25 protein-coding genes and 1 pseudogene are annotated in these 23050 nt (G+C 71.5%); 8 read left to right on the top strand and 18 right to left on the bottom strand.

Annotated features, from left to right (window positions below; translation table 11 throughout):
• Positions 1-39: 39 nt before the first annotated feature.
• The 4 genes and pseudogenes from rdgB to ACIPW5_RS18625 all read right to left on the bottom strand — a co-directional run.
• On the bottom strand, positions 40-642 hold the full coding sequence (rdgB, locus tag ACIPW5_RS18640; RefSeq protein WP_401245897.1) for an RdgB/HAM1 family non-canonical purine NTP pyrophosphatase: 603 nt from the start codon (positions 640-642) through the stop codon (positions 40-42).
• A gap of 8 nt (positions 643-650) precedes the next feature.
• The gene (locus ACIPW5_RS18635; RefSeq protein WP_401245895.1) at positions 651-1046 is read right to left on the bottom strand and encodes a hypothetical protein; all 396 of its coding nucleotides are present in this window, start codon (positions 1044-1046) and stop codon (positions 651-653) included.
• A 102-nt stretch (positions 1047-1148) separates the two neighbouring features.
• Positions 1149-1883, bottom strand: a complete 735-nt coding sequence (rph, locus tag ACIPW5_RS18630; protein WP_362066066.1) for a ribonuclease PH — start codon at positions 1881-1883, stop codon at positions 1149-1151.
• Between the two features lie 95 nt (positions 1884-1978).
• Positions 1979-2230: pseudogene (locus ACIPW5_RS18625) on the bottom strand (glucose PTS transporter subunit EIIB); the annotation flags it as partial.
• Between the two features lie 217 nt (positions 2231-2447).
• Between ACIPW5_RS18625 and ACIPW5_RS18620 the strand changes: the two are divergent.
• Both ACIPW5_RS18620 and ACIPW5_RS18615 read left to right on the top strand, forming a co-directional pair.
• Complete coding sequence (locus ACIPW5_RS18620; RefSeq protein WP_401245893.1) at positions 2448-3749, top strand: PTS transporter subunit EIIC; 1302 nt, start codon at positions 2448-2450, stop codon at positions 3747-3749.
• Positions 3750-3992: 243 nt separating this feature from the next.
• Positions 3993-5249 (top strand): PTS transporter subunit EIIC, encoded by a 1257-nt coding sequence (locus ACIPW5_RS18615; RefSeq protein ID WP_401245891.1) that lies wholly within the window; start codon positions 3993-3995, stop codon positions 5247-5249.
• A gap of 95 nt (positions 5250-5344) precedes the next feature.
• Here ACIPW5_RS18615 and ACIPW5_RS18610 read toward each other — a convergent pair whose 3' ends face one another.
• Positions 5345-6097 carry an MBL fold metallo-hydrolase gene (locus tag ACIPW5_RS18610; protein WP_401245889.1) on the bottom strand — a complete coding sequence of 251 codons (753 nt, stop codon included), beginning with the start codon at positions 6095-6097 and terminating at the stop codon, positions 5345-5347.
• A gap of 194 nt (positions 6098-6291) precedes the next feature.
• On the opposite strand from ACIPW5_RS18610, the gene ACIPW5_RS18605 reads away from it, so the two are divergent.
• Both ACIPW5_RS18605 and ACIPW5_RS18600 read left to right on the top strand, forming a co-directional pair.
• A complete protein-coding gene (locus ACIPW5_RS18605) occupies positions 6292-6708 on the top strand; it encodes a hypothetical protein (protein ID WP_401245887.1) in 417 nt (138 codons plus the stop codon).
• Entirely contained in the window at positions 6705-7073 is a 369-nt protein-coding gene (locus tag ACIPW5_RS18600) for a DUF488 domain-containing protein (protein ID WP_401245886.1), read from the top strand. Before ACIPW5_RS18605 ends, ACIPW5_RS18600 begins: the two co-directional genes overlap by 4 nt.
• 137 nt (positions 7074-7210) lie before the next feature.
• Here the strand turns inward: ACIPW5_RS18600 and ACIPW5_RS18595 are convergent, their stop codons facing one another.
• From ACIPW5_RS18595 to clpS, 8 genes are all read right to left on the bottom strand, one after another.
• The gene (locus ACIPW5_RS18595) at positions 7211-7651 is read right to left on the bottom strand and encodes a hypothetical protein (RefSeq protein ID WP_401245884.1); all 441 of its coding nucleotides are present in this window, start codon (positions 7649-7651) and stop codon (positions 7211-7213) included.
• 185 nt (positions 7652-7836) lie between these two features.
• A complete protein-coding gene (locus tag ACIPW5_RS18590; RefSeq protein ID WP_401245883.1) occupies positions 7837-8787 on the bottom strand; it encodes a PLP-dependent cysteine synthase family protein in 951 nt (316 codons plus the stop codon).
• Positions 8787-9065 carry a MoaD/ThiS family protein gene (locus ACIPW5_RS18585; protein WP_007264347.1) on the bottom strand — a complete coding sequence of 93 codons (279 nt, stop codon included), beginning with the start codon at positions 9063-9065 and terminating at the stop codon, positions 8787-8789. Before ACIPW5_RS18585 ends, ACIPW5_RS18590 begins: the two co-directional genes overlap by 1 nt.
• 81 nt (positions 9066-9146) lie before the next feature.
• Positions 9147-9254: a putative leader peptide gene (locus ACIPW5_RS18580; RefSeq protein WP_312847437.1), complete on the bottom strand. Its 108-nt coding sequence runs from the start codon at positions 9252-9254 to the stop codon at positions 9147-9149.
• Between the two features lie 77 nt (positions 9255-9331).
• The gene (locus tag ACIPW5_RS18575; RefSeq protein WP_007264348.1) at positions 9332-9754 is read right to left on the bottom strand and encodes a Mov34/MPN/PAD-1 family protein; all 423 of its coding nucleotides are present in this window, start codon (positions 9752-9754) and stop codon (positions 9332-9334) included.
• Positions 9755-9836: 82 nt separating this feature from the next.
• A complete protein-coding gene (locus ACIPW5_RS18570; RefSeq protein WP_401245880.1) occupies positions 9837-11294 on the bottom strand; it encodes an amino acid permease in 1458 nt (485 codons plus the stop codon).
• Between the two features lie 319 nt (positions 11295-11613).
• A complete protein-coding gene (locus tag ACIPW5_RS18565; RefSeq protein WP_401245878.1) occupies positions 11614-12219 on the bottom strand; it encodes a DUF2017 domain-containing protein in 606 nt (201 codons plus the stop codon).
• On the bottom strand, positions 12219-12533 hold the full coding sequence (clpS, locus tag ACIPW5_RS18560) for an ATP-dependent Clp protease adapter ClpS (RefSeq protein ID WP_362470342.1): 315 nt from the start codon (positions 12531-12533) through the stop codon (positions 12219-12221). The genes ACIPW5_RS18565 and clpS overlap by 1 nt, the downstream gene beginning before the upstream one ends.
• An 81-nt stretch (positions 12534-12614) precedes the next feature.
• On the opposite strand from clpS, the gene ACIPW5_RS18555 reads away from it, so the two are divergent.
• Both ACIPW5_RS18555 and ACIPW5_RS18550 read left to right on the top strand, forming a co-directional pair.
• A complete protein-coding gene (locus ACIPW5_RS18555) occupies positions 12615-13946 on the top strand; it encodes a nicotinate phosphoribosyltransferase (protein ID WP_401245876.1) in 1332 nt (443 codons plus the stop codon).
• A gap of 310 nt (positions 13947-14256) precedes the next feature.
• Positions 14257-14841, top strand: coding sequence for a nicotinamidase (locus tag ACIPW5_RS18550; protein ID WP_401245874.1), 585 nt, complete (start codon positions 14257-14259; stop codon positions 14839-14841).
• A 16-nt stretch (positions 14842-14857) separates the two neighbouring features.
• On the opposite strand, the gene ACIPW5_RS18545 is transcribed toward ACIPW5_RS18550, so the two are convergent.
• Both ACIPW5_RS18545 and ACIPW5_RS18540 read right to left on the bottom strand, forming a co-directional pair.
• The gene (locus ACIPW5_RS18545) at positions 14858-15160 is read right to left on the bottom strand and encodes a hypothetical protein (RefSeq protein ID WP_042800953.1); all 303 of its coding nucleotides are present in this window, start codon (positions 15158-15160) and stop codon (positions 14858-14860) included.
• 112 nt (positions 15161-15272) lie between these two features.
• A complete protein-coding gene (locus ACIPW5_RS18540) occupies positions 15273-17681 on the bottom strand; it encodes an immune inhibitor A domain-containing protein (protein ID WP_401245872.1) in 2409 nt (802 codons plus the stop codon).
• Positions 17682-18076: 395 nt separating this feature from the next.
• Between ACIPW5_RS18540 and ACIPW5_RS18535 the strand changes: the two genes are divergently transcribed.
• A complete protein-coding gene (locus tag ACIPW5_RS18535; RefSeq protein ID WP_401245870.1) occupies positions 18077-18418 on the top strand; it encodes a hypothetical protein in 342 nt (113 codons plus the stop codon).
• 71 nt (positions 18419-18489) lie between these two features.
• On the opposite strand, the gene ACIPW5_RS18530 is transcribed toward ACIPW5_RS18535, so the two are convergent.
• Both ACIPW5_RS18530 and ACIPW5_RS18525 read right to left on the bottom strand, forming a co-directional pair.
• Positions 18490-19224 (bottom strand): RDD family protein, encoded by a 735-nt coding sequence (locus ACIPW5_RS18530; RefSeq protein WP_401245868.1) that lies wholly within the window; start codon positions 19222-19224, stop codon positions 18490-18492.
• An 88-nt stretch (positions 19225-19312) separates the two neighbouring features.
• On the bottom strand, positions 19313-20782 hold the full coding sequence (locus ACIPW5_RS18525) for an RDD family protein (RefSeq protein ID WP_401245866.1): 1470 nt from the start codon (positions 20780-20782) through the stop codon (positions 19313-19315).
• Positions 20783-21083: 301 nt separating this feature from the next.
• On the opposite strand from ACIPW5_RS18525, the gene ACIPW5_RS18520 reads away from it, so the two are divergent.
• Positions 21084-21563 (top strand): SsgA family sporulation/cell division regulator, encoded by a 480-nt coding sequence (locus tag ACIPW5_RS18520; protein ID WP_401245865.1) that lies wholly within the window; start codon positions 21084-21086, stop codon positions 21561-21563.
• 23 nt (positions 21564-21586) lie between these two features.
• Here the strand turns inward: ACIPW5_RS18520 and ACIPW5_RS18515 are convergent, their stop codons facing one another.
• On the bottom strand, positions 21587-22957 hold the full coding sequence (locus ACIPW5_RS18515) for an FAD-binding oxidoreductase (protein WP_401245863.1): 1371 nt from the start codon (positions 22955-22957) through the stop codon (positions 21587-21589).
• Between the last annotated feature and the right edge of the window lie 93 nt (positions 22958-23050).

Genomic DNA, 23050 nt, shown 5'->3' with positions numbered 1-23050 from the left:
TCATCCGAGGAGACCGGCCGTCGGCACGTCCGCCGGGCGTCAGCCCAGCAGTTCCCGCAGGACCGGGATCAGGCCGCGGAAGGCCTGGCCTCGGTGGGAGATGGCGTTCTTCTCGTCCGGGGTCAGTTCCGCGCAGGTGCGGGTGTCGCCCAGGGGCTGGAGGATCGGGTCGTAGCCGAAGCCGCCCGTGCCCGACGGGGTGTGGCGCAGGGTGCCCAGGAGGCGGCCTTCGACGACGCGTTCGGTGCCGTCCGGGAGGGCGAGGGCGGCGGCGCAGAAGAAGTGGGCGCCGCGGTGTTCGTCGGAGATGTCGCCGAGCTGGGCCAGCAGGAGGGCGAGGTTGGCCTTGTCGTCGCCGTGGGTGCCGGCCCAGCGGGCGGAGAAGATGCCGGGGGCGCCGTTCAGGACGTCGACGCAGAGGCCGGAGTCGTCCGCGATGGCGGGGTGGCCGGTGGCCTGCGCCAGGGCGTGGGCCTTCAGGAGGGCGTTCTCGGCGAAGGTGACGCCGGTCTCCTTGACGTCCGGGATCTCGGGGTACGCGTCCGCGCCGACCAGCTCGTGCGGCAGGCCGGCGGCGGACAGGATGGCGCGGAGCTCGGTGACTTTGCCCGCGTTGCGGGTCGCGAGGATCAGGCGGGTCATGCTGCCCATTATCCCGGGGTGCAGACCTTGGTGATCTCGGCGGCGGCGTCGGCGATCGGCTTGACGTCGGGGGTGGTGTCGCCGTTGTTGACGGCGGTGCGGACGTTCTTGACGGCCGTGCCCATGGAGTCGACGGCCTTGCCGAGGTCGGCGTTGCCCGTCGTGTCCTTGATCTTCTTGAGGTTGGTGTCGATCTGGTCGAGCGCGTTCTGGGTGTCCTGGATGCTGTTGCCCGCGTTGGAGACGGCCTGCTGGAGGTCGTTGACGCTGTCGGCGATGGCGACGGCGGTGTTGGCGCAGTCCATGGCGGTGGAGATGGCGTCGCAGGACGTCACGGCCGGGACGGCGAGCGCGGCGGCCAGTGCGACGGCGGCGATGCGGAGCTTCGGCTTCTTCGGCTTCATGGATCGGTCCCCCGGGGTCGGATGCGTGGACGGGCGCACGGTGGTGAGACCGTGCGCCCGTATCCGCGTAGACGCGTGCCCGCGTCCGGCGGTTGCCGCGCGCTACGGGGCCTGGAGGTCCAGGGCGCCGAGCTGGAGGGCTTCCAGGTCGGCGCAGCCGCCGGCGGCGAGGTCGAGGAGGGCGTTGAGTTCCTTGCGGTCGAAGGGCTCGCCCTCGGCGGTGCCCTGGACCTCGACGAAGCGGCCGTCGCCGGTGCAGACGACGTTCATGTCGGTCTCGGCGCGCACGTCCTCCTCGTAGCAGAGGTCGAGGAGCGGGACGCCGTCGACGATGCCGACGGAGACGGCGGCGACGGTGCCGGTCAGCGGCTTGCGGCCGGCCTTGATCAGCTTCTTCTGCTGGCCCCAGGCGATGGCGTCGGCGAGGGCGACGTAGGCACCGGTGATGGCGGCGGTGCGGGTGCCGCCGTCGGCCTGGAGGACGTCGCAGTCCAGGACGATGGTGTTCTCGCCGAGCGCCTTGTAGTCGATGACGGCGCGCAGCGAGCGGCCGATGAGGCGGGAGATCTCGTGGGTGCGGCCGCCGATCTTGCCGCGGACGGATTCGCGGTCGCCGCGGGTGTTGGTGGAGCGGGGGAGCATCGAGTACTCGGAGGTGACCCAGCCCTCGCCGCTGCCCTTGCGCCAGCGCGGGACGCCTTCGGTGAAGGAGGCGGTGCAGAAGACCTTGGTGTCTCCGAAGGAGATGAGGACGGAGCCCTCGGCGTGCTTGCTCCATCCGCGTTCGATGGTGACCGGGCGGAGCTGTTCGGGCGTGCGGCCGTCGATGCGAGACATGGTGGTGAGCCTAGTCGGTGCGGGGGTACGCGTGGACCCCGTCCGGTGTGCCCGGTACGGGGTCCTCGTGGTGTCTGCGGAGCGCTGGGCTCAGCTCACATCATGTCTTCGATCTCGCCGGCGATCGGGTCGGCGTCGGTGCCGATGACGACCTGGATGGCGGTGCCCATCTTGACGACGCCGTGGGCGCCGGCGGCCTTGAGGGCGGCCTCGTCGACGAGGGAGGGGTCGGCGACCTCGGTGCGCAGGCGGGTGATGCAGCCCTCGACCTCTTCGATGTTGTCGATGCCGCCGAGCCCGGCGACGATCTTCTCAGCCTTGGTGGCCATGTGTTTCTCCCTGAGTGTTTCGAAGGACGAGTCTCTGCGGCCGTGGCCGGCCGGCTACCCGCTGCGTCCTGTTCGTCACGTTAGCTCACGTTGCTCACGGTTGGCCTATCTGCGCGAGCGCGAGCCGGACGCCTGCCGAAGGATGACGATCAGCAGCAGCCTGCCCACAACTGGTCTACACCAGTGTGCCGCACGTACTGCGACTGCCCAAACGGCCGGCCGAGGGAGGACGTGGATGAGCGCGAGCAGCTCGGCGGCGGTGCCGCGCCGGCAGTGGTGGAACGGACTGTTCCAGGGGCTGCAGAAGATGGGGCGGAGCCTTCAGCTGCCGATCGCGGTCCTGCCCGCGGCGGGCATCCTGAACCGGCTCGGGCAGCCGGACGTGTTCGGCAAGGACGGTCTGGACTGGAGCGCGGTCGCCAAGGTGATGGCCGGGGCGGGCGGGGCGCTGCTGGACCCGGACCTGGGCCTGCCGCTGCTGTTCTGCGTGGGTGTCGCGATCGGCATGGCCAAGAAGGCGGACGGTTCGACGGCGCTGGCGGCGGTGGCGGGGTTCCTCGTGTACCGGGGGGTGATGCACGCGTTCCCGAAGCCGTGCCCGTCGGGGACGAGGGACATCGGGGGCGGGTGCCTGACGCCGACGGACACGTTCGCGGGGTACGCGTACCAGAATCCGGGGGTGTTCGGCGGCATCGTGATGGGGCTGCTGGCGGCCTGGTTCTGGCAGCGCTACCACCGGGTGAAGCTGGTGGACTGGCTGGGCTTCTTCAACGGGCGGCGGCTGGTGCCGATCATCATGTCGTTCGTGGCGATCGGGTTCGCGGCGCTGTGCCTGTGGATCTGGCCGCCGGTCGGTGACGCGCTGGAGAGCTTCTCGGACTGGCTGGTGGGGCTGGGTTCGTGGGGTGCGGGCATCTTCGGCGTCGCGAACCGGGCGCTGCTGGTGATCGGCCTGCACCAGTTCCTGAACGTGCCGGTGTGGTTCCAGTTCGGCAGCTACACCAAGCCGGACGGGACGACGGTGCACGGGGACATCAACATGTTCCTGGCGGGCGACCCGGACGCGGGCATGTTCCTCTCGGGCTTCTTCCCGATCATGATGTTCGCCCTGCCGGCGGCGGCGCTGGCGATCACGCACTGCGCGAAGCCGCAGCGGCGCAAGGAGGTGGGCGGGCTGATGCTGTCGGTGGGCCTGACCTCGTTCGTCACGGGGATCACGGAGCCGCTGGAGTACTCGTTCCTCTTCGTGGCGCCGGCGCTGTACGTGATCCACGCGGTGCTGACGGGCGTGTCCATGGCGGTGACGTGGGCGCTGGGGGTGCACGACGGGTTCAGCTTCTCGGCGGGTCTGATCGACTACGTCATCAACTGGGGGCTGGCGACGAAACCGTGGCTGATCGTCCCGATCGGGCTGGGGTTCGCGGTCGTCTACTACGCGGTGTTCCGCTTCGTGATCACGAGGTGGGACATCCCGACGCCGGGCCGGGAGTCGGACGAGGAGATCGCCGCGATGGAGGTGGAGAACACCAAGGCGTAGCGCTCCTCGTGACAGCGGGCCAGGGCCTTCGGATCCAGCGATCCGGAGGCCCTTCGTCCTGTGGCGTAGGCCACACAAAATCGAAGGTTCCTTATCTAACCCCGACCGTGCTACAACTGGTCTACACCACCCAATGGTGTAGACCATGCAGCTGCCGAGCAGCCAGTGGTCCCCCATTTCCGAGACGCCGCCACCCCCATTTTTCCATGTCCCCAGGCAGCGCCTTGTCCTCTGGAGGAACCCATGTCCACAGCGACCGCTGCGGAGAAGAAGAAGGGCGCTGGCGTGATGGCCGTCATGCAGCGCATCGGCCGGAGCCTCATGCTCCCCGTTGCCGTGCTGCCGGCCGGCGCTCTGCTCATCCGCCTCGGCCAGGACGACATGCTCGGCAAGGCGTCGCTGCCGGACTTCATCAACAAGATCGCCACCTACATGGCGGCCGGTGGTGACGCGATCATCGGCAACATGGCGCTGCTGTTCGCCGTCGGCATCGCGATCGGCTTCGCCAAGAAGGCCGACGGTTCGACGGCCCTGGCCGCCGTCACCGGCTACCTGGTCTTCCAGAAGGTGCTCGCCACCTTCACCGACCCGAGCCTGCCGAAGATCGCCAAGGTGGCCGACGGCAAGATCGTCATGGTCGAGGCGCCCGTGGACGCCAAGGTCCTCGGCGGTGTCGTGATGGGCATCGTCGTCGCCCTGCTGTACCAGAAGTTCTACCGGACCAAGCTGCCGGACTGGGCGGGCTTCTTCGGCGGCCGCCGCCTGGTCCCGATCCTCTCCGCCTTCGCGGGTCTGTTCATCGGCATCGTCTTCGGTCTGATCTGGCCGGTCCTCGGCAAGGGCATCCACGGCTTCGGCGAGTGGCTGGTCGGCTCCGGCGCCGTCGGCGCGGGCATCTTCGGTGTCGCCAACCGTGCGCTGATCCCGGTCGGCATGCACCACCTGCTCAACTCCTTCCCGTGGTTCCAGGCGGGCGAGTACAACGGCAAGAGCGGCGACATCGGCCGCTTCCTCGCCGGTGACCCGAGCGCCGGACAGTTCATGACCGGCTTCTTCCCGATCATGATGTTCGCCCTCCCGGCGGCCTGCCTCGCGATCGTCCACTGCGCCCGCCCCGAGCGCCGCAAGGTCGTCGGCGGCATGATGTTCTCCCTCGCGCTCACCGCGTTCGTCACCGGTGTCACCGAGCCGATCGAGTTCACCTTCATGTTCATCGCCCCGGCGCTGTACGCGGTCCACGCGGTCCTGACCGGTGTGTCCATGGCCCTGACCTGGGCGCTCGGCATGAAGGACGGCTTCGGCTTCTCCGCCGGCGCGATCGACTTCTTCCTCAACCTGGGCATCGCGACCAAGCCGTGGATGCTCGTCCTGGTGGGCCTGTGCTTCGCGGCCCTCTACTACTCGATCTTCCGCTTCGCGATCACCAAGTGGAACCTCCCGACGCCGGGCCGCGAGTCCGACGAGGAGCTCGCCGAGCTGGCGAAGGCCGAGGCCAAGTAACCCCGCAGTTTCGTAGGCGGCAACTACGCGACGGAGCCCCCGCTCTCCCGGAAGGGAGGGCGGGGGCTCCGTCGTGTTCGGGGAGGGGCGGGGCCTCAGACCTCGTACACGGCGCCCGCGTGCGCGAGGTCGACGCGGCCGTCGAAGACCGCGCGGGCGTCCGCGAGGTTCTGCGCGGCGTCCGTCCACGGCGGGATGTGCGTCAGCACGAGCCGTCCGACCCGCCCGTCGCGCGCGTACTCGCCGGCCTCGCGGCCGTTGAGGTGGAGGTCCGGGATGTCCTCCTTGCCGTGCGTGAAGGAGGCCTCGCACAGGAACAGGTCGGCGTCCTGAGCCAGCGCCCCCAGCTCGGGGCAGACCCCGGTGTCACCGGAGTACGTGAGCACGCGCCCGCCGTGCTCGATGCGGATGCCGTACGACTCGACCGGGTGGCAGACCCGCTCCGTGCGGACCGTGAAGGGGCCGATCTCGAACACGGCGGACTTCAGGGTGCGGAAGTCGAACACCTCGCTCATCGACCGCTCGTCAGGGACGTCCTCGTACGCCGTGGTCAGGCGCTGTTCGGTGCCCTCGGGACCGTAGACGGGGATGGTTCCGCAGCGGCCGCCCTCGTGCCGGTAGTAGCGGGCCACGAAGTACGCGCACATGTCGATGCAGTGGTCGGCGTGCAGGTGGCTCAGGAAGACCGCGTCGAGGTCGTAGAGACCGCAGTGGCGCTGGAGCGCGCCGAGGGAACCGTTGCCCATGTCGAGGAGCAGCCGGAAGCCGTCGGCCTCGACGAGATAGCTCGAACATGCCGAATCCGCGGCCGGGAAGGACCCCGAACAGCCGACGACGGTGAGCTTCATGGAGCGTGAACCTCCGGGGACGGTCCGTGGACGGAATGCGGGCCGTGCGTGGGTCGAGCGTAAGGCGCGAAACCTCCGGTCGCTCCTCCGCGGCGGGCCGTTGTGGGGGGAATCACCTGTGCTGTCACCCGGGGGAGCGACGGGGGCACGGGCGTTGCCGCGCCGGGGGCCGCGTCCGCGGCTACGGTCGGAATATGGACACGTCGTGGTGGCCCGCCGTACTGGCGGCGGTCGCCGTGGCGGTGGTGGTGCTGCTCCCCCGGCGGGCCACGGCGGTGACGGTGGCGCCCCCGCCCCACGGGCCGGCTCCGCCGCCGCGGGTGCGGCCGGGTGAGCTGTGGCGGCTGGCGGACGGCCGGACCTGCCTGGTGCTGGCCGTACGGACGCACCGGGAGCGGGCGCGGGTGGCGTGGATCGTCGGGAAGTACGACGACCGGCGGGCCGGGGTGATCCCGCTGCCGCCGGGGCTGGCCGGCCGGCACGGGCGGGGCGGATTCCTGGAGGCGGACCGGCCCGAGGAAGTGTCGCTGTGGGAGTTCCGTGCGCCGGTGGGGACACTGGACCCGGTGTTGTGGGACGAGGCCAAGGGGCTGGGAGGCGGTACGGGGTGATCCGGCTGCGGCGTGTCTACGATCCCCCCGAGCCGGGGGCGGACGGCGTGCGGGTGCTCGTGGACCGGCTGTGGCCGCGCGGGCTGTCGAAGGAGGCGGCCGCGGTGGACGAGTGGCCGCGGGCGGTGACCCCGTCGGCGGAGCTGCGGAAGTGGTTCCACGCGGGGGGCGCGCCGGAGGAGTTCCGGCAGCGGTACGAGGCGGAGCTGGCGGATCCCGCGGCGCTGGCGGAGCTGGCCCGGCTGCGGGAGCTCGCCGCGGCGGGCCCGCTGACCCTGCTGACGGCGGTCAAGGACCCGGCCGGCAGCCATGCCGCGGTGCTGGCCGGGCTGCTGACCGCCGACGGGGGCCGGCCCGGTCGCTGACCCGGCGCGACCCCGCCCGACGTGCCGCCTCCGCCCGACGCGCCGCCCCGTCCGACGCGCCGCCCCGTCCGACGTGCCGCCGCGCCCGGCGGGGTGCGGCGGGCGCGGCGGAGGGGCCGGGGGCTCGGGGGCGGGCGTCAGATCACCGTGTGGGACCGGTCGTCCGTGCACAGGGCCCAGATGATGAAGACGCCGAAGGCGATCGAGATCAGCCCCCACAGGGGCTGGTAGGGCAGCCACAGGAAGTGCAGGAGGATCGAGAGGGCCGCCACGACCACACCGGCGACGCGGCCCCAGTGGAGGCCCTTGAGGATCGCGACGCCGACGATGAAGACGATCACGCCGAGGATGATGTGGATCCAGCCCCACGAGGTGAGGTTGAACTTGAACGTGTAGTCGCCGATGGGGACGTAGATGTCGTCCTTGGCGAGGGCCGCGATGCCCTCGAAGACGCTGACGACACCGCCGACCGTCATCAGGACGCCGGCGAAGATCACGCCCCCGCCGGCCCACGCGCTCGTCGAGCCCTGCCCCTGGACAGGGGCTGAGGGGGTCTTTCCGCCCGGGGTGGTGGTCATGGCGACGACCTTCCTGCTGCTGGGAAACCGGTCGGTTCCGAGCGTGCGGGAGCGCGTCCGGCCGGGCGACCCGTGGGGGCCGAACGGGTGAATCCCGGGGGGACGCGCAGAGCCGGGGGACGCGGTGTGCGTCCCCCGGCTCCGGGGCGTGCGTGCGGCGGGCGCGGGGTGTGCGGCGGGGCCGTTCAGGCCCAGAGCTGCCCCTGGAGGACCTCGATGGCCTCCTCGGTCGTCGCCGCCGTGTAGACGCCGGTCGACAGGTACTTCCAGCCGCCGTCGGCCACGACGAAGACGATGTCGGCGGACTCCCCGGCGGCGACCGCCTTGCGGCCCACGCCGATCGCGGCGTGCAGGGCGGCTCCGGTGGAGACGCCCGCGAAGATGCCCTCCTGCTGGAGGAGTTCGCGGGTGCGGGTGACCGCGTCGGCCGAGCCCACCGAGAAGCGGGTGGTGAGCACCGAGGCGTCGTACAGCTCGGGGACGAAGCCCTCGTCGAGGTTGCGCAGGCCGTAGACGAGGTCGTCGTAGCGCGGCTCGGCGGCGACGATCTTCACTCCGGGGACGTTCTCGCGCAGGTAGCGGCCGACGCCCATGAGGGTGCCGGTCGTGCCCAGGCCCGCCACGAAGTGGGTGATCGACGGGAGGTCGGCGAGGATCTCCGGGCCGGTGGTGGCGTAGTGGGCGCCCGCGTTGTCCGGGTTGCCGTACTGGTAGAGCATCACCCAGGAGGGGTTCTGCTCGGCCAGTTCCTTCGCCACCCGCACGGCGGTGTTCGAACCGCCCGCGGCCGGCGACGAGATGATTTCGGCTCCCCACATCGCGAGAAGGTCGCGGCGCTCCTGCGAGGTGTTCTCCGGCATCACGCACACGATCCGGTAGCCCTTGAGCTTCGCGGCCATCGCGAGCGAGATGCCCGTGTTGCCGGAAGTGGGCTCCAGGATGGTGCAGCCGGGGTACAGGCGGCCGTCCTTCTCCGCCTGCTCGACCATGTGGAGCGCGGGGCGGTCCTTGATCGAGCCGGTCGGGTTGCGGTCCTCCAGCTTGGCCCAGATCCGGACGTCCTCCGAGGGGGACAGTCGCGGCAGGCGCACGAGCGGGGTGTTGCCGACCGCCGCGAGCGGGGAGTCGTAGCGCATTACTTCGAGCCGCCGGCCACGGCCGGGAGGATGGTGACGCTGTCGCCGTCCTTGAGGGCGGTGGAGATGCCGTCGATGAAGCGGACGTCCTCGTCGTTGAGGTAGACGTTCACGAAGCGGCGCAGCTTGCCGTCCTCGACGATGCGCGCCTCGATGCCCTGGTGACGGGTGTCCAGGTCCGCGAACAGCTCGGAGAGGGTGGCGCCCTCGCCGTTCACGGCCTTCTCGCCGTCGGTGTAGGTGCGGAGGATGGTCGGGATGCGGACCTCGATGGCCATGGCGGGCTCCAGTGTCGTGAAGGGGCGAAGAAGTGTGCGGGCGCGCGTTGGTGCTGCCCCCGCGCGGAAGGGGCCCGGTGCTCAGACGGCAGGACAGATGGCGCTGGCGAGGCGGCACAGGTCGACGTGCAGCCGCGCCACGAGCAGCAGCCTGCCGGGCGTCTCGATGCTCACGTCGTGGGAAACCATGCGGTCATGTTAACGATTCCCGGTCCGGTGTTTGGAGTGTGATCCCGCATCGTGGACGCCGTCGGCTCACATACTGGTCAGTAGGCGGCCACGACCTGCACTTCTTCCTCCGTGATCACGCCGTCGACGATCCGGTAGGAGCGGAACTGGAACTCGCCGAGGCCGTCCTGGTCGGCCGTGGAGACGAGGACGTAGTGGGCGCCGGGCTCGTTCGCGTAGGTGACGTCCGTGCGCGAGGGGTAGGCCTCGGTGGCGGTGTGCGAGTGGTAGACGATCACGGGCTCCTCGTCCCGGTCGTCGAGCTCGCGGTAGAGCTTGAGCAGATCCTTCGAGTCGAACTCGTAGAACGTGGGCGAGCGGGCCGCGTTGAGCATCGGGATGAACCGCTCGGGACGGCCGGTGCCCGCCGGGCCGGCCACGACGCCGCACGCCTCGTCCGGGTGGTCCTTGCGGGCGTGCTCGACGATCTGGTCGTACAGGGCCTGGGTGAGGGTCAGCATGGGCCACAGGATAAGCAGACGGGCCCTCCCGTACCGAGGACTGGTACGGGAGGGCCCGAATGGTGGACAGGAGCCGGTGGCGTCAGACGTCGACGCTCAGCGAAACCTTCGTGGAGGTGCCGCCGTCCTCGCCGCGGCGCTTGGACGCCAGGTAGGTCAGGCCCAGCAGCAGACCCCACAGCGGGGCGCAGTAGAGCGAGACGCGGGCGTCCTTGTCCATGCCCATCATCACGATGACCATGCCGATGAACAGCAGGGCGAACCAGCTGGTCCACGGGGCGCCGGGGGCCCGGAAGGCCGACTGCGGGAGCTCGCCGCGGTCCGCCTTGGCGCGGTAGCGGATCTGACAGACCAGGATCATGATCCAGGCCCACATGCCGGAGATGGTGGCGAAGGAGACGACGTAGTCGAAGGCCTTGCCCGGGGCGACGTAGTTGATCCAGACGCCCACCAGCATCAGCGAGGCCGAGAAGGTGGTGCCGACCAGCGGGGTGCCGTTCTTCGTGAGCTTGGTGAAGAACTTGGGGCCCTGGCCGTTGAGCGCGAGGTCGCGCAGCATGCGGCCGGTGGAGTACATGCCCGAGTTGCAGGAGGACAGGGCTGCGGTCAGCACCACGAAGTTGACGATGGCGGCGCCGATGCCGAGGCCCATGCGCTCGAAGGCGGCCACGAAGGGCGAGACGCCCGGCTGGAAGTGCGTCCACGGGACGACCGACAGGATCATGATCAGCGCGCCGACGTAGAAGACGGCGATGCGCCACGGCACGGTGTTGATGGCCTTGGGGAGCGTCTTCTCGGGGTCCTTGGACTCGCCGGCGGTGACGCCGACCAGCTCGACCGCGAGGAAGGCGAACATCACGATCTGCAGGGTCATCAGCGTGCCGCCGATTCCCTTGGGGAAGAAGCCGCCGTCGTTCCACAGGTTGCTGACCGTGGCGGTGTCGGCCGCGTCGGAGAAGCCGATGGTGAGGATGCCGGCGCAGATCAGGATCATGCCGACGATGGCGGTGACCTTGACCATGGAGAACCAGAACTCCAGCTCGCCGAAGAGCTTCACGGAGATCAGGTTGGCGCCGTACAGGATGACGGTGAAGATCAGCGCGTAGGCCCATTGCGGGAAGCTGTCATGGGTCCAGTAGGACATGTACTGCGCGGCCGCCGTGACCTCGGTGATGCCGGTGACCACCCAGAACAGCCAGTAGGTCCAGCCGGTCACGTAGCCCCAGAACGGGCCCAGGAACTCGCGGGCGTAGTCCGAGAAGGAACCGGAGACGGGCCGGTACATGAGCAGTTCGCCCAGGGCCCGCATGATGAAGAAGATGACCAGTCCGGCGATGGCGTAGGCCAGGATCAGGCTCGGTCCGGCCTTGGAGATCGCCTTGCCGGCGCCCAGGAACAGGCCGGTGCCGATGGCTCCGCCGATCGCGATCATCTGGATCTGGCGGGCTCCGAGCGCCCGGTGGTAACCCTCCCCGTCGCCCTCGCCCTGACCGCCCTCGCCGGGCGTCATGTCGTGCTGCTCGACCTGCACAGAGGTCATGTTTGGTGCGCCTTTCTCCACGCCGACCCGCGCCTGGAACGGCTGCGGATCGGGTTCCTCGATCCCCCCGGATACGGATGGAGTTGCACGCCGGCGGTCAGCCGGTTCAAGCGGGCCGGAGGACATGGGTGGCGTCCCGTCGGCGGTCGTGAAGATCTATCACGTGCCCGTGGGCCGGAGAAGGGCGGAAAAGTGGCGCAGGGCACGGCAATATCAGGACATGGCGGTGGAAATGCGTCAGATCACCGCATGGTGGTGATCTGATCGTTATCCGGATTTGAGCGTCCGCTGAGCGAACGCTCACCTCCCCTTGACGTCCTCAGAGGGTCTCGATGAGCGTCTCCTGGAGCCCGCCCAGCCAGAGGTACGCCATGACCATCGGCTTGCGCGGGTCGTCGTCCGGCAGCCGGAACAGCACCGCGCTCTCGTCGTCCTCGGTGATCTCCAGCCGGGCCGCGATGGTCAGCCGGAGGTCGTTGAGCGCGCCGAGCCAGCGCAGCGGCAGCTCGCCGGTCAGCTTCAGCACCGCCGCACCGTCGCCGGCCGGGGTGAGGGAGTCGAGGCTGCGCACGACGGCCAGCGCGTCCTCCCGCTTGCGGGTGCGCAGGTCGTTCTCGGTGAAGCGGCGGAACTCCGCCGAGCGGGCCCGCAGCTCCTCGGGGTCCTCTTTCTGCCCCGGGCCGCCGGGGCCGCCGTAGGCGTCGGGGAAGAGCCGGGCCAGCGCCGGGTCGGACGGGGGCTCGGTGGGGCCGTCGGAGGCGGCGAACAGCACCGCGAGGGGGTCGGCGTCCGGCTCGGGCTCCGGCTCGCCGGGGCCGATCAGCTCCAGCAGCTGCACGGCCAGCGAGCGCAGGATGGAGATCTCGATCTCGTCCAGGGCCACCGCGGCGCCGCCGCCCTTCAGCGACTCGAACACGCCGCCCATCAGTTGCGGTCCTGCGAGAGGGTCGCCCAGAGCCCGTAGCCGTGCATCGCCTGCACGTCGCGCTCCATCTCCTCACGCGTGCCGCTGGAGACGACCGCCTTGCCCTTGTTGTGGACGTCCATCATCAGCCTGGTCGCCTTGTCCTTGGGGTAGCCGAAGTACGCCTGGAACACGTACGTCACGTAGCTCATGAGGTTGACCGGGTCGTTGTGCACCAGGGTCACCCACGGGACGTCCGGTTCGGGGACCGCGAAGGTCTCCTCGGCGGATTCGGTGCGTTCGATCTCAATGGGAGCAACACTCACTCGTCCCATGCTGCCACTGTGACGGGCCTGTCGCACAAACGGGCCCCTACATCTCGTCACTTTGACGAAATGTGCGCTAGCATCCGTGGCATGAACCCTGCGGACCTGGGCCTGCCGGTGGACGTGCCGTCGACAGCGCTCTTCACGGATCACTACGAGCTGACGATGCTGCAGGCCGCCCTGGCGAACGGCACCGCCGAACGCCGCTCGGTCTTCGAGGTCTTCACCCGGCGGCTGCCCGAGGGGCGGCGCTACGGGGTGGTGGCCGGTACCGGGCGCGTCCTGGACGCCGTGGAGAACTTCCGGTTCGACGCCGCGGTGCTGGAGTTCCTGCGGGAGCGGGCCGTCGTCGACATGCGGACGCTGGACTGGCTGGCTTCGTACCGCTTCTCGGGTGACATCTGGGGCTACCCGGAGGGGGAGGTCTACTTCCCCGGTTCGCCGCTCCTGCGGGTCGAGGGCAGCTTCGCCGAGTGCGTGCTGCTGGAGACGGTGATCCTCTCGATCCTCAACCACGACTCCGCGATCGCGGCGGCCGCCTCCCGGATGGCCTCGGCCGCCGGCGACCGCCCGCTGATCGAGATGGGCGCGCGCCGCACCCACGAGCTGGCCGCGGTCGCCGCCTCGCGGGCCGCCTACGTGGGCGGCTTCACCTCCACCTCGGACCTCGCGGCCGGCTTCCGGTACGGCATCCCGACGGTCGGGACCTCGGCGCACGCCTTCACCCTGGTGCACGACACCGAGCGGGACGCCTTCACCGCACAGGTGGCCTCCCTGGGCAGCGGGACCACCCTGCTGGTGGACACCTACGACGTCGCGGAGGCCGTACGGACGGCCGTCGAGGTCGCCGGGACGGACCTGGGCGCGGTGCGCATCGACTCCGGCGACCTGCTGCTGGTCGCCCACCGGGTGCGGCAGCAGCTGGACGAGCTGGGCGCGACGCGGACCCGGATCGTGGTCACCTCCGACCTGGACGAGTACGCCATCGCCTCGCTGGCGGCGGCGCCGGTGGACGCGTACGGGGTGGGCACCCAGCTGGTGACCGGCAGCGGGCACCCGACCTGCTCGATGGTCTACAAGCTGGTCGCGCGGGCGGCCTCGGCCGACCCGAAGGCGCCGCTGGTGCCGGTGGCGAAGAAGTCCTCGGGCGGCAAGACCTCCGTCGGCGGCCGCAAGTGGGCGGCGCGCCGGCGGGACGCCGAGGGGATCGCGGAGGCCGAGGTCGTCGGCACCGGACCGGTTCCGGCCGCGCTGGCCAGCTCGCAGCTGCTGGTGCAGCTGGTGAAGGCGGGCGAGGTGGTGGCCCGCGAGCCGCTGGAGGCCGCCCGCGACCGCCACCGGGCGGCCCGGGCCGGGCTCCCGCTCTCGGCGACCCAGCTCTCCCGCGGCGAGGCCGTCATCCCGACGGAGGCCGTTTCCTGACCCGCCGCCCGCGCCCGGCCCGGCGGGCCGCTCCTCCGTGACGCGCGGCTCTGCGCCGGGGCGCCTCCCGGGGTCCGGGCCCGCAGCACCGGGCTCCGTACGGCGGGCCCGGGGCTGCGCCCGGACCCCTTCCCGGGGGCTCCGCCCCCAGACCCTCCCCCAGCGCCTCGAACACCGGCGGGGCCGGATTCGGCCGCCGGGGTCCGGGGCGGAGCCCCAGTTTCGGGTGGGGGCGGGGTGGGGGAAGAGCACCCGCAGGGCCCGCCGCACCGCACCGCACCACCGGACACCGACCCGAAGGACACGCGACATGCACCGCGCACTGATCGTCGTCGACGTACAGAACGACTTCTGCGAGGGCGGCAGCCTCGCGGTCACCGGCGGGGCCGACGTCGCCGCCGCCATCACCGAGCTGATCGGCAACGCCACGGCCGGCTACCGGCACGTCGTGGCGACCCGGGACCACCACGTCGACCCGGGGTCCCACTTCGCCCGGCCCCCGGCCGAGCCGGACTACGAGACGTCCTGGCCGGTGCACTGCGTCGCCGGGACCGAGGGCGTCGGGTTCCACCCGAACTTCGCTCCCGCCGTCGCCTCCGGGGCCGTCGCCGCCGTCTTCGACAAGGGCGCCTACGAGGCCGCGTACAGCGGTTTCGAGGGCACCGACGAGAACGGCCAGGGCCTCGCCCAGTGGCTGCGCGAGCGGCAGGTGGACGAGGTCGACGTGGTCGGCATCGCCACCGACCACTGCGTGAAGGCCACCGCCGTCGACGCCGCCCGCGCCGGGTTCACCACCCGCGTGCTGCTGGACCTGACGGCCGCCGTGGCCCCCCACACCACCGAGAAGGCGCTGGAGGAGCTCCGGGCGGCCGGCGTGGCCCTCCTGGGCGGCTGAGCGCGGCGGAGCCCGCTCAGCCGCCCAGGAGGGCCCGGATCGGGTGCCAGAGCTCCTGCCCGGGGTCCGGGGCACCCCGCCACAGCAGGCCGTCGGGGTGGTGCAGGACGGCGGTGATCTCGTCCGGGGTGGGGGGCTGCGCGTTGCCCCTCAGGTACACCGCCCGCATCCCGAGGTTCCGCAGCCTGGTCAGGGCGCGGGCCCGGTTCACGGCGTGCACCAGCACGCGCACGTCGCCGCCGTCGCCGGACGGCCTCGGCAGCGTGAGCGCGACCACCACGCTGCCGCCTGGCAATCTGACGAAACCTCCACCGGGCATGATCCTCAGCTCCCCCGTCAATAAGAACAGTCGCCCCCGCATCTAAACGCGATCGGCCGCCGCCCGCTAGAGGGCGACGGCCGATCATGCTTTGACCTGCGGCTTTACCGAATTACTTGGCGGCGGGGCCGACCTCGATCGTCATCTGGAGACCGTCGTAGGTCTCCTTGGCGATCTTGATCTTGGTGTTGGTGTCAGTGACCTTCACCGAGCCGGTCGGGTTCTCGTCGTAGTAGTACTTGCCCTTGTGGTCGTCGAAGACCAGGTTCGCGGGCTTCGGCTTGACGAAGAGCGACTCGCCCTTGTTGTGCAGGGTGAACGCGTCCGTCGAGTACGCGCTGAAGGTGGCGTCGTACGGCTGGATCTTGTTGCGCAGCAGGGTGCCGTCCGACCACTTCATCGGCTTGGCGTTGGCGTCGATCGGCAGGATCAGGCCCTGGCCCGGGTGCTGGCTGGTGTTGTTGTCCTTCTGGGACTTGTCCCACAGCCAGATCAGCAGGCCGTCCTGGTACGGGTAGTGCTCGACCCAGCCCGGCTTGGTGTTGGCCCAGCCGAAGTTGTACGGGCCCACCTTGAGGGTGGAGTCGTACGAGACGTAGCGGCGGTTCTCCGCGATGTAGTACTGCGGGTACTCCTTGGTGAAGCCCGAGCCGATGCGCTCGAAGCCCTTGCCGGTCCAGCCGTTGTCGCCGTTCTCGGCGCCGTCGGTGAACAGCGCGGTGCCGTCCGCGGTCAGGGTGACGGCGTCGGCCGTGAAGCCCTTGCCGCCCGCGCCGCCGTCCGTCTGGTAGCGGAAGCGGAGGTCGACCTTCTTGCCCGCGTAGGCGTCCAGCGGGAAGTTCAGGGACTTCCAGGCGCCGGAGGTGCCGGTCAGCGACGGGCTGCCGGAGGCGTCGGCCGGGATGGCCGCACCGTCGGCGGTGCCGGCCAGCGCGTGCCAGGTGGCGCCGCCGTCCGTGGACACCTCGGTGTAGAGGAAGTCGTACTCGGCCTCGATGTCCCACCAGCCCTTGAGGGAGAGGGCGGCGGACTTCTTGCCCGTCAGGTCGACCGTGCGGGTCAGGGTGTTCTTGAGGTCGTCGCCCATCTGGCTCCACCACTGCGAGGAACCCTCGGCGGGAGCGACGATGTCGGTCTTGACCTGCTTCTTCGGCAGCTCGACGACCAGCGCCTGCTTGTCCTTGGTGTTGTACTCCGAAACGCCCAGCTTGTGGGTGGACTTCGTCGCGGCCTTGGCCGTGTCGTAGTTCAGCCAGCCCAGCTGGAGCTTGTCCCAGGCGGTCATGTCGCCCGGGAGGTCGCCTATGGAGTCCTTGCCGTTGCCGAGCCAGGAGCCCGCCGACATCAGGGACCAGAAGCCGACCGAGTTCTCGCCGCCGCCGGAGGTGTCGTAGAGGTCCGGCAGACCGAGGTCGTGGCCGTACTCGTGCGCGAAGACGCCGAGGCCGCCGTTCTCCGGCTGCATCGTGTAGTCGCCGACCCAGATGCCGGTGTTGCCGATCTGGGTACCGCCGGCCTTGTTGTTCTCCGGACCGGTCTTGCCGAGGTCGGTGCCGTACGCGTACCAGCGGTGCGCCCACAGCGCGTTCTTGCCCTGCGCGCCGCCGCCGGCCGACTCGTCCTCGCCCGCGTGGACGATCTGGAAGTGGTCGATGTAGCCGTCGGGCTCGTTGAAGTTGCCGTCGCCGTCGAAGTCGTTGCGGTCCCACTGGTCGTACTGCGCCAGCTGGGCCTTGATCTGGGCGTCGGTCTTGCCGGCCTTCTTCTGCGCCTCGGTCCACGCGGTGACGCCGTCGCGGACGGTGTCCCACACGTTGTTGCAGTTGGTCTGCCGGCACCAGTTCGAGCCGTAACGGGCCTCGTTGTACGGGACCTTGACCCAGTCGGCGACCTCGCCCTCGACCGAGTAGCGGCCCGAGGAGGTCTTCTCGTAGTAGGTCTTGAGCGAGTCCTTGCCCTGGCCCGTACCGAAGTACAGGTCCTGGAAGTAGTCGCGGCTGAAGTCCTTGCGCCAGGCCGTGCTGTTGTTGGTCGCGCGGTCGGGCTGCGCGATCGTGTTGTGCAGCGGACCGGGGGTGCCGCCGTACTTCGGCTCGGCCGGCAGCGGGCCGGGACCGTCCGGGTCGATCATGGTCGTGTTGTCGACCTGGTCGCCGAACTCGACCAGGATCGTGAAGATCTTGTCGGTCTTCTCGCGGCCCAGCTCGACGTACTTCTTGTCGTCGAGCTTGACGACCTTCGAGGCACCCCGCTGCTCGACGTTCTTCTTGCCCGCCAGCACCTGGTCAAGGGCGGCTTCACGCGCCTGCGCGTTCTGCTTGCTGAACGGGGTTTCGAGGTTGTGCTGGACCTGCTCCTTCGCGGGGGAGCTCGGGTCCTGCTTGTCCGCGGCCGGGGCGTTGCCCGAAGCGGTGGTGGCCTGGGCCGTGGTGAAGAAGGCGCCGGTGGCCGCGGTCGCGGCCAGGGTCACGCCGACGGCGGCGGCGCGCAGCGCGCGACGCCTGGTGGAGTTTCCGGTCACTTGATGTCGTTCCCCTCCCGCGGCCGCGACGTAGGTCGGAACATCTCCGTAGGAGTGGGGGGTTCCGCGCGGCGCGCGTCTCAAGTGACGACATTTGACCGGAGAGTCTAAAGAAAAGACAGACCTTGACTTCTTCCTTACAACTGCACTATGCGGTCAGCGAGTTCCGCTATTCGGACGTTCCGTCGCCATACGGGCCCATCCGGGGCGAAGGCCTCCGCTTGCGGGGTCCCGCGACCGGGTGTGCGACGCCGTGCGCCCCCCGTGCCCCGACACCGTGAGTAAGGCCACGCTTACCTGTTGCTCCGTCCGGGCATCCCTTTCGGGAGTCACTTGACGCGTGCGCGATCTGTCGATGCGACTCCCCCCTCCACGCCTTGAGGACGGAAAACGCCATGCCGCGTCCGACTGCCGCACAGCTCGCCTACGGCTCCGCCACCGTCGTCGTGTCCACGATCGCCATGCTGCTGCTCTCGCAGACGAGCACCGGGATCGGAGTCGCCGTCATCTCCGCCGCCGCGCTCGCCCTCGGGCTGCTGGTGGCCCTCACCGTGCCGATCCCGCGGCGGCGCGGCCGGCACGCGGCGCGGCGGGGCGGCGCTCAGGCGGCCGCCGCGGGCTCGCCCGGGGGGCCGGCGGCGGCTTCCGCCGCGCGGGGCGGGTCGGCGGCGGGGGCGGGTGCCTCCCGGGTGCCCGAGCCCCGGACGGCCTCCGCGGACCACCCCGTCCACCACTGAGCGCACACCGGCGCGGGCGGCCGCCCCCCACCGGGGTCGGCCGCCCGCGCGTGCCCTCGTAGGACGTCGGCTCAGGTCGCGGTGACCACCACCGTCTTGGCCACCTTGTCGTGGAGCGCCTGCCGGTACGGCTTGTCGACGAGCATCGACACGATCAGCGCGAGCGGCCACAGGCAGAAGCAGCACACCAGCGTCGGCACCCAGAGCACGGCGGCGCGGCCGAGGGCGGGACCGGACGGCGGCACGCTGCCGTCGTTGAGCATCGCGACGCGCAGGCCCATCGCCTTCTTGCCGACGGTCTGGCCGTTCTTCTTCGTCAGCCACCAGTCGTAGCCGACGTACGCGATGATCGCGATCAGCGTCCACACCAGACCCGAGCCGCCGTACGACTTCGAGATGACCTCGGTGACGTCCTCGCCCTTGTCGGTGTCCACGACGTAACGCCGGTTCCCGAAGGGCAGTTGGACGAGGAACAGCGGTACGCCGACGATCAGCGTGTCGATCACGCGCGCGGCGAGCCGCTTGCCGAAGTCGGCGAGCGGGGGCATCCCGGCGAGCGGGTCCGGCATGCCGTAGCCGCCCCCGCCGCCGTACGGGTCTCCGGGCCCGCCGCCGTACGGGGGCGGGGGCGGAGGCGGGGGCGGATATCCGCCGCCGCCGGGAGGCGGGGGCGGGGGGTAGCCGCCGCCACCGGGGGGCGGCGAGCCGTACGGCGAACCGCCCGGCGGAGGCGTCGGCTCCGGGGGCTTCTTGAGGAACGGGTCGTCCTCGGGCCGGTCGCCCGGCGGCGGCTGGTCGGTGCTCATGGCCCGAGTCGAACCCGGCTCCGCCCGCCCCGCAACGCGGCCGCGTCCGTCCGGGGCACGGGCGCCGCCACCGGTACGCGCGGGCCGGTCAGCGGGTCACGAACGTCCCGGCCGCGCGGTCGTGCCAGGCCCGCCGACGGGGGCGGTCCACCAGGCACCACAGGCTGCCCGGCAGCCCCAGGAGGGCGAACACCAGCCAGCGGCGCAGGGCCGCGCCGAAGGTGGGCGGACGCAGGGTCGCGGCGGCCAGCACGCGCACGCCGAGCAGCTTCTTGCCCGGGGTGAGGCCCCAACGGGCGGTGGGCAGCGCCTCGTAGAGGACGCCGAAGAGCAGGACGGCGGCGAGCAGGGCACCCAGGTACCCGGCGGTGGTGGCGTCGAGCAGGTACACGGTGGTGGTGCGCCCGCTCGCCTTGGCGGCGGCGACCTTCGCCTCCAGATGGGCCGTCACGCGGGGTACGACGGGCACCAGGGCGGCCGCGGCGAAGGCGGCGTGCACGAGGGAGTCCAGCACCCGTGCCGTCCCCCGCCGCCCCAGCCCGGCGGGCCGCGTCGCCCGCTCCGCCATCCGCTCGAAGACGGCCCGGCCGTCCTCCCGGACGGGCGGCTCCGCCGCGGCCTCCGGCGGGGGTGCGGGAGCGGCGGCGCGGGACCGCGGGGGCGCCCCGTACGCCCCGGGGGCGCGCCGGTCCGGGGCGGGGGTCCGTGCCGGGCCCGGGGCGCGGGCCTCCGGATCCGGGGCCCAGCGGTCCCGCCCGGGGGTCCGCACCGGGTCGGAGGGCCAGGGGTCGGGGTCCCGGCGGTCGGGGTCCCAGCGGTCGGGCTCCGGGGCGCGGCGTGCGGGCTCCGGGGCCGGGGTGCGGTCCGCCGGCCCGGGGCGCGTGGCCCGGCGGGCCGGCTCCGGCGCGGGCCCGGGGTGCGGCTCCGGATGCGGCTCGGGTTGCGGCCGCCGCGGCGGGGCCTCCGGGGCGGCCTCCGGCCAGCTGGAGGTGAGGCCCGAGGCGCCGGCGCCCGGGGCGTCGGGCCAGGCCGGCGGGCGGGCCGACAGGATGCCGATGCTCTCGGCGGCGGCCTGCGCCGGGAGCCGCTGCGCGGTGGCGGCCGGGGCGGGGGCGGCGGCCGGGGCGGCGGGCCGGGCCAGGGAGATCCCGGCGGGCCGGCCGGGCTCGGGCTCCGCCGGGTCGCCCCAGGAGACCCGCGCGTCGCGGGGCCCGCCGAAGCCGGCCTGGTGGACGGGGTCGACCTGCCACCCGCCCTCCCCGGACCCGGGCCCGCCGCCCGGGGCCGGACCGCGTTCCCGGCCCGCCCCCGCGTCCCCGTGGCCGGCGGCGCCCCACGCGGGGGCCGGGGCCGGGGCCCGGAGGGCCTCCGTCATCGAGGTGTCGTCGAGGAACACCGGCCCCGTCTCCTCCACCCGGACGGCAGCGGGAACGGCGGGACGGCTCGTACCCGGAACCCAGGACGCGCCGTTCCAGTACCGGACGTACCCGGGGATGGACGGGTCGGGGTAGTAGCCCTCGCGGGCCGCGTGCTCTCCGTCACCAGGGGAGGCCGTCAATGTCCCCAACTCCGATCGTGGCTTGAGGCTTGTGCAGGGGAGGACCCAAGGGGAGGACCATAGCCAAGAACCCCCGCCCGGCAGGTCCGGTAACGGGAGATTCCAAGCCTTCGGGCGAACCTCGCCCCACCTCCGCCCCGCCTCCACCCCACCCGACCGATTCCGGACAGCCGACAGGTTTCGGCCAACCTGACATTCGGTGCGGAAACCCGCGTCATAGCCGGGCAGCAGCGGGCTCTCTCCTCCTGCGGGGCGAGAACCGTCCCGCGTCCGCAGACGAACGCACCGAAGTGAGGCCGCGATGCACCACCCCGTCATCGAGCGCGAACTCGAACTGAAGCTGGTCCTCTCCCCCGAGCGCAGCGTCCCCGTACCCGCGAAGCTGCTGTACCTCACCGACGACCCCTACGCCGTCCACGTCACCTTCCACACCGGCTCCAGCGCCCCGGTCAACTGGACCTTCGCCCGCGAGCTGCTCGTGGAGGGGGTGTTCCGCCCGTGCGGCCACGGGGACGTCCGGATCTGGCCCGTGAAGATCGACAACCAGTCCGTCCTGTGCATGGCACTCAGCTCCCCCGACGGCGACGCCCTCCTGGAGGCCCCGGCGGGCTCGGTGTCGGCCTGGCTGGAGCGCACCCTGCGGGTGGTTCCGCCCGGCACGGAGGCGGAGCGGCTCGGCCTGGACGCCGCCCTGGCCGCGCTGCTCACCCCGACCCCGGCCGACGAGCTGTGGCTGCGCGACCCGTGGCCCTCCGACGAGTCCGCGGACGGCGACCTGTGACCGGCGCCCCGCACGGAGGGGCCTCAGAAGAGCTTGCCGGGGTTCAGCAGCCCGAGCGGGTCGAAGGCCTGCTTGACGGTGCGCTGCATCTCCAGCCCGACCGGGCCGAGTTCGCGGGCCAGCCACTCCTTCTTCAGCATCCCCACCCCGTGTTCCCCGGTGATCGTCCCGCCCAGGGACAGCCCCAGGGCCATGATCTCGTCGAAGGACCCGCGGGCCCGCCGCGCCTCGTCCTCGTCGGCGGGGTCGAAGCAGACCACCGGATGGGTGTTGCCGTCGCCGGCGTGCGCGCAGACGCCGATGAGGAGGTCGTACCGGTCGGCGATGGCGGCCGTCCCGTCCAGCATCTCGGCGAGCCGCGACCGCGGTACGCACACGTCGTCGATCATCGTCGCCGGCCGCAGCGCCTCCAGGGCGGTGAGGGACATCCGGCGGGCCTGGAGCAGGAGTTCCGACTCCGCCTCGTCCTCGGCGGGCACGACGGCGGCCGCCCCGGCGGCGGTGCACAGCCGGGCCACGGCCTCCAGGGCGGCCGGCGCGTCCGGGGTGTCGAAGGCGGCGAGCAGCAGCGCCTCCGTGGTCTCGGGCAGGCCCATCTTCCCGAGGGCGTTGACGGCGCGGACGGTCGTACGGTCCATCAGTTCCAGCAGGGAGGGCGTCAGGCCCGCCTCCATGACGGCGCAGACGGCCTCGCAGGCGGCCGCGACCGAGGGGAACTCGGCGGCGAGCGCCAGCTGCCGCGGCGGCGCCGGCCGCAGCGCGAGGACGGCCCCGACCACCACCCCGAGGGTGCCCTCGGAGCCGACGAACAGCCGCGTCAGGTCGTACCCGGCGACGCCCTTGGCGGTACGCCGCCCCGTGCGCAGCAGCCGCCCGTCGGCCAGCACCACGTCCAGCCCGAGCACGTACTCGGCGGTGACCCCGTACTTCACGCAGCACAGCCCGCCGGACGCGGTGCCGATGTTGCCGCCGATGGTGCACTGCTCCCAGCTGGAGGGGTCGGGCGGGTAGGAGAGGCCCTGTTCGGCGACGGCCCGGGAGAGGACGGCGTTGACCACGCCGGGTTCGACGACGGCGATCCGGTCGACGGCGGAGACCTCCAGGATCCGGTCCATCTTGACGAGGGACAGCACGATGCAGCCGTCGGAGGCGTTGGCGGCCCCGGAGAGGCCCGTACGGGCGCCCTGCGGGACCACGGGGACCCGTAGGGCGGTGGCGGTCCGCATGACGTGCTGCACCTGCTCCACCGTCCGCGGCAGGACGACGGCGGCGGGGGTGCCGGCGGCGCAGAAGCCCGCGGTGTCGCGGGCGTAGGAGGCGGTCACCTGAGGGTCGGTCAGCAGCGCCCCGGGCGGGAGTCCTTCGCCGAGTCGCGCGATGAGATCGTCAGCCATGGGGCCACAGTGACAGCCGGGGCCATCGGTGTGAACACGGCCGCGACCGGCTTCGGACACCTCGGCGGGCTCTTCATATTGACGCACAGTGAG

The organism is Streptomyces sp. NPDC090077, assembly GCF_044747545.1.
Lineage (GTDB): Bacteria > Actinomycetota > Actinomycetes > Streptomycetales > Streptomycetaceae > Streptomyces.
The sequence above is the reverse complement of the archived record's forward strand: the minus strand, read 5'-3'. Positions and strand labels throughout refer to the sequence as shown.

What these genes read in the sequence shown, in the direction of transcription:
- ACIPW5_RS18530 (WP_401245868.1), bottom strand. Translation starts at nt 19,224, where the DNA reads ATGAGCACCGACCAGCCGCCGCCGGGCGACCGGCCCGAGGACGACCCG.
- ACIPW5_RS18520 (WP_401245865.1), top strand. Translation starts at nt 21,084, where the DNA reads ATGCACCACCCCGTCATCGAGCGCGAACTCGAACTGAAGCTGGTCCTC.
- ACIPW5_RS18515 (WP_401245863.1), bottom strand. Translation starts at nt 22,957, where the DNA reads ATGGCTGACGATCTCATCGCGCGACTCGGCGAAGGACTCCCGCCCGGG.
- ACIPW5_RS18605 (WP_401245887.1), top strand. Translation starts at nt 6,292, where the DNA reads ATGGACACGTCGTGGTGGCCCGCCGTACTGGCGGCGGTCGCCGTGGCG.
- ACIPW5_RS18565 (WP_401245878.1), bottom strand. Translation starts at nt 12,219, where the DNA reads ATGGGCGGCGTGTTCGAGTCGCTGAAGGGCGGCGGCGCCGCGGTGGCC.
- ACIPW5_RS18550 (WP_401245874.1), top strand. Translation starts at nt 14,257, where the DNA reads ATGCACCGCGCACTGATCGTCGTCGACGTACAGAACGACTTCTGCGAG.
- ACIPW5_RS18615 (WP_401245891.1), top strand. Translation starts at nt 3,993, where the DNA reads ATGTCCACAGCGACCGCTGCGGAGAAGAAGAAGGGCGCTGGCGTGATG.
- ACIPW5_RS18610 (WP_401245889.1), bottom strand. Translation starts at nt 6,097, where the DNA reads ATGAAGCTCACCGTCGTCGGCTGTTCGGGGTCCTTCCCGGCCGCGGAT.
- ACIPW5_RS18555 (WP_401245876.1), top strand. Translation starts at nt 12,615, where the DNA reads ATGAACCCTGCGGACCTGGGCCTGCCGGTGGACGTGCCGTCGACAGCG.
- ACIPW5_RS18545 (WP_042800953.1), bottom strand. Translation starts at nt 15,160, where the DNA reads ATGCCCGGTGGAGGTTTCGTCAGATTGCCAGGCGGCAGCGTGGTGGTC.
- ACIPW5_RS18580 (WP_312847437.1), bottom strand. Translation starts at nt 9,254, where the DNA reads ATGGTTTCCCACGACGTGAGCATCGAGACGCCCGGCAGGCTGCTGCTC.
- rph (WP_362066066.1), bottom strand. Translation starts at nt 1,883, where the DNA reads ATGTCTCGCATCGACGGCCGCACGCCCGAACAGCTCCGCCCGGTCACC.
- clpS (WP_362470342.1), bottom strand. Translation starts at nt 12,533, where the DNA reads ATGGGACGAGTGAGTGTTGCTCCCATTGAGATCGAACGCACCGAATCC.
- ACIPW5_RS18595 (WP_401245884.1), bottom strand. Translation starts at nt 7,651, where the DNA reads ATGACCACCACCCCGGGCGGAAAGACCCCCTCAGCCCCTGTCCAGGGG.
- ACIPW5_RS18635 (WP_401245895.1), bottom strand. Translation starts at nt 1,046, where the DNA reads ATGAAGCCGAAGAAGCCGAAGCTCCGCATCGCCGCCGTCGCACTGGCC.
- ACIPW5_RS18570 (WP_401245880.1), bottom strand. Translation starts at nt 11,294, where the DNA reads ATGACCTCTGTGCAGGTCGAGCAGCACGACATGACGCCCGGCGAGGGC.
- ACIPW5_RS18575 (WP_007264348.1), bottom strand. Translation starts at nt 9,754, where the DNA reads ATGCTGACCCTCACCCAGGCCCTGTACGACCAGATCGTCGAGCACGCC.
- ACIPW5_RS18590 (WP_401245883.1), bottom strand. Translation starts at nt 8,787, where the DNA reads ATGCGCTACGACTCCCCGCTCGCGGCGGTCGGCAACACCCCGCTCGTG.
- ACIPW5_RS18585 (WP_007264347.1), bottom strand. Translation starts at nt 9,065, where the DNA reads ATGGCCATCGAGGTCCGCATCCCGACCATCCTCCGCACCTACACCGAC.
- ACIPW5_RS18535 (WP_401245870.1), top strand. Translation starts at nt 18,077, where the DNA reads ATGCCGCGTCCGACTGCCGCACAGCTCGCCTACGGCTCCGCCACCGTC.
- rdgB (WP_401245897.1), bottom strand. Translation starts at nt 642, where the DNA reads ATGACCCGCCTGATCCTCGCGACCCGCAACGCGGGCAAAGTCACCGAG.
- ACIPW5_RS18620 (WP_401245893.1), top strand. Translation starts at nt 2,448, where the DNA reads ATGAGCGCGAGCAGCTCGGCGGCGGTGCCGCGCCGGCAGTGGTGGAAC.